This window comes from Streptomyces sp. NPDC058375, assembly GCF_042723425.1.
GTDB classification, from domain to species: Bacteria; Actinomycetota; Actinomycetes; order Streptomycetales; family Streptomycetaceae; genus Streptomyces; species Streptomyces durocortorensis.
Map to the genome: position 1 here is coordinate 1 of NZ_JBHXJG010000415.1, position 3703 is coordinate 3703.

Genomic DNA, 3703 nt, shown 5'->3' on the forward strand with positions numbered 1-3703 from the left:
AAGGCACTTCCGCCCCTGCGGCCGTGGATCAGGCAGGGACTCAGAGGCCGTAGCGCTCCCGGGCCTCCTTGACCGCCGAGGCCGGGATCTCGCCGCGCTTGGCGAGCTGGGCCAGCGAGGCCACCACGATCGACTGGGCGTCGACGCCGAAGTGACGGCGGGCCGCCTCGCGGGTGTCGGAGAGGCCGAAGCCGTCCGTGCCGAGCGAGGACCAGTCCTGCTCCACCCACTGGCTGATCTGGTCCGGCACCTGGCGCATCCAGTCGCTGACCGCGAGCACCGGGCCCGGCGCTCCGGAGAGCGCCTGCGTCACGTACGGGACCTGCACCTCACCGCGGAGCAGCGCCTCGTCGGCCGCCAGCGCGTCGCGGCGCAGCTCGCCCCACGAGGTGGCGGACCAGACGTCGGCCGTGACACCCCAGTCGGCGGACAGCAACTCCTGGGCCTGAAGGGCCCAGTGGATCGCCGTACCGGAGGCCAGCACCTGCAGGCGCGGCGCGTCCGCCTTCGCGGGCGTGCCCTCCTTGAAGCGGTACAGGCCCTTGACGATGCCCTCCTCGACGCCCTCGGGCATCGCGGGCTGGGGCTTCGGCTCGTTGTAGACCGTCAGGTAGTAGAAGACGTCCTCGGCGTCGGGGCCGTACATCCGGCGCAGACCGTCCTTGACGATCACCGCCACCTCGTACGCGAACGCCGGGTCGTAGTTGAGCGAGGCCGGGTTGGTGGCCGCGATCAGGTGCGAGTGGCCGTCCGCGTGCTGGAGGCCCTCACCCGTCAGGGTCGTACGGCCCGCCGTGGCGCCGACGATGAAGCCCTTGCCGAGCTGGTCGGCGAGCTGCCACATCTGGTCGCCGGTCCGCTGCCAGCCGAACATCGAGTAGAAGATGTAGAACGGGATCATCGTCTCGCCGTGCGTCGCGTACGACGTGGCGGCGGCGATGAAGTCGGCCATGGCCCCGGCCTCGGTGATCCCCTCGTTGAGGATCTGGCCGTCCTTGGCCTCCTTGTAGTACATCAGCTGGTCGCGGTCGACCGGGTCGTACGTCTGACCCAGCGGCGAGTAGATACCGGCCGACGGGAACAGCGACTCCATACCGAAGGTACGGGCCTCGTCCGGGACGATCGGCACCCAGCGCTTGCCGGTCTCCTTGTCCCGCATCAGGTCCTTCACCAGGCGGACGAACGCCATGGTGGTGGCCATCTCCTGCTTGCCGGACCCCTTGTACAGGGCCTTGAACGCGCGCTCCTCGGGCTGCGGGAGCGGAGCGGAGGCGTGTAGCCGGCGAGCGGGGGCCGGGCCGCCGAGGGCGGCGCGGCGCTCCTGGAGGTAGCGGACCTCGGGGGAGTCGACGCCCGGGTGGCCGTAGGGGACCAGGCCGTCCTGGAAGGCGCTGTCGGGGATCGGGAGGCCGAGCAGCTCGCGCATGCCCTTGAACTCGTCGATCGACAGCTTCTTCATCTGGTGGTTGGCGTTCTTGGACTCGAAGCCCTTGCCGAGCGTGTAGCCCTTGACCGTCTGGGCCAGGATCACGGTCGGCGCGCCCTTGTGCTCGACCGCCGCCTTGTACGCCGCGTAGACCTTGCGGGCCTCGTGGCCGCCGCGCGAGGTGTAGAAACACTCGGCGATCTTCGCGTCGGTGAGCAGTTTCGCCAGCTCGACGAGGGCGGGCTCGGTGCCGAAGAAGTGCTCGCGGATGTAGGCGACGTCGCGGGTGGCGTACGTCTGGAACTGCGCGTCCGGGACCTCGCGCAGGCGGCGCAGCAGCGCACCCTGGGTGTCCAGCTGGAACAGCTCGTCCCAGGCGTTGCCCCAGAGCGTCTTGACGACGTTCCAGCCGGCCCCGCGGAACTGCGCCTCCAGCTCCTGGACCACGCGGAAGTTGGCGCGGACCGGGCCGTCGAGGCGCTGCAGGTTGCAGTTGATGACGAAGGTCAGGTTGTCGAGCTGCTCACGGGCCGCCAGCGCCAGGGCGGCGGTCGACTCCGGCTCGTCCATCTCGCCGTCGCCCAGGAAGGCCCAGACGTGCGAGTTGGCCGTGTCCTTGATGGACCGGTTGGCCAGATAGCGGTTGAAGCGCGCCTGGTAGATGGCCGAGAGCGGGCCGAGGCCCATCGACACGGTGGGGAACTCCCACAGCCAGGGCAGCCGCCGCGGGTGCGGGTAGGAGGGCAGGCCCTCGCCACCTGACTCCTGGCGGAAGTGGTCGAGCTGCTGCTCGCTGAGGCGGCCGTCGAGGAAGGCGCGGGCGTAGATGCCGGGGGAGGCGTGGCCCTGGATGTAGAGCTGGTCGCCGGAGCCGTCCCCCTCCTTGCCGCGGAAGAAGTGGTTGAAGCCGGTCTCGTAGAGCCAGGCCGCCGAGGCGAAGGTGGCGATGTGGCCGCCGACCCCGTACCTGGCTCCCCGGGTCACCATCGCGGCCGCGTTCCAGCGGTTCCACGCGGTGATCTTCGACTCCATCTCCAGGTCGCCGTCGAACGCGGGCTCGGCGGCGGTCGGGATGGTGTTGACGTAATCGGTCTCCAGCAGCTTGGGCAGCGCGAGACCGGCGCCCTCGGCGTGCTGCAGCGAGCGGCGCATCAGGTACGCGGCACGGTGCGGGCCGGCAGCCTTGGTGACGGCGTCCAGGGAGGCCGCCCATTCGGCGGTCTCCTCGGGGTCACGGTCCGGGAGCTGGTCGAGCTCGCTCGGAAGCTTTCCTACGGGGTCGGTCATGATCGCCGCCTTCCGGAGAGGAGGGGGGTGGAGAAGGCTCTATCTGGCAGGACAGAGCGATGGGGCCGGTGGGCCCGCGAATGAACTGTAAGTCGCTGATCGATGATCGATCAAAGGATTGAAGGCAAAACTTCTCGATACGAAGAAAAGTGGCATGGGGTGCCTCGAAACAGGGCACGGAGTGACGCGAAATAGGGCGCAAAAAGGGCGCTGACCTGCACGGAAGAGCAGGTCGCACGCCACATGATGCGGTGGTTCAGGCTCGCGGTGCGCAGCCCAGCACGTGCGCCTTCACCAGGGCCCCGATCTGCGGGTCCTCGGAGAGGAACGCGTCGATGAGCGCCTGGTGCTCCTCCGCGTACGACTTCTGCACCGTGCCCAGCCAGCGGATCGACAGCGCCGTGAACACCTCGATGCCCAGCCCCTCCCAGGTGTGCAGCAGCACCGCGTTCCCGGCGGCCCGCACCAGCTCCCGGTGGAAGCCGACCGTGTGCCGCACCTGCGCCTCACCGTCGGCCAGCCGGTCCGCCTCGTACAGCGCCGCCACGTGCGGAGCCAGCGCCGAGCAGTCCTGGCCGAGCCGGGGGGCCGCCAGCTCGGCCGCGATCTGCTCCAGGCCGGCCCGGACCGGGTAGCTCTCCTCCAGGTCGGCGGCGGTCAGATTGCGGACCCGGACGCCCTTGTTGGGGGCCGACTCGATCAGCCGGAGCGTCTCCAGCTCGCGTAGCGCCTCGCGCACCGGGGTCTGGCTGACCTCCAGCTCGGTGGCGATGCGGCGCTCCACGATCCGCTCACCCGGCTTCCAGCGCCCGCTGACGATCCCCTCCACGATGTGCTCGCGGATCTGTTCGCGCAGCGAGTGGATGACGGGCGGGGTCATGTGGTGCTCCTTCAGGGCAGACCGGTGCTGCCTACATCATCACGGTGGCGGTGGGCCTCCCGGGCTGTTTAGACAATACGGCGGCGCCCCCGCCCGGAAGAGTTCCGGAC

The 3703-nt window shown here is 69.7% G+C and carries 2 protein-coding genes; both read right to left on the minus strand.

Going from position 1 to position 3703, the window contains the following annotated elements; all coding sequences use genetic code 11:
- Positions 1 to 40: 40 nt before the first annotated feature.
- The gene (gene aceE / locus ACFWM7_RS34365) at positions 41 to 2713 is read right to left on the minus strand and encodes a pyruvate dehydrogenase (acetyl-transferring), homodimeric type (protein WP_383268449.1); all 2673 of its coding nucleotides are present in this window, start codon (positions 2711 to 2713) and stop codon (positions 41 to 43) included.
- A gap of 256 nt (positions 2714 to 2969) precedes the next feature.
- Entirely contained in the window at positions 2970 to 3593 is a 624-nt protein-coding gene (locus tag ACFWM7_RS34370) for a GntR family transcriptional regulator (RefSeq protein ID WP_383268452.1), read from the minus strand.
- Positions 3594 to 3703: the final 110 nt, after the last annotated feature.

What these genes read in the sequence shown, in the direction of transcription:
- ACFWM7_RS34370 (WP_383268452.1), bottom strand. Translation starts at nt 3,593, where the DNA reads ATGACCCCGCCCGTCATCCACTCGCTGCGCGAACAGATCCGCGAGCAC.
- aceE (WP_383268449.1), bottom strand. Translation starts at nt 2,713, where the DNA reads ATGACCGACCCCGTAGGAAAGCTTCCGAGCGAGCTCGACCAGCTCCCG.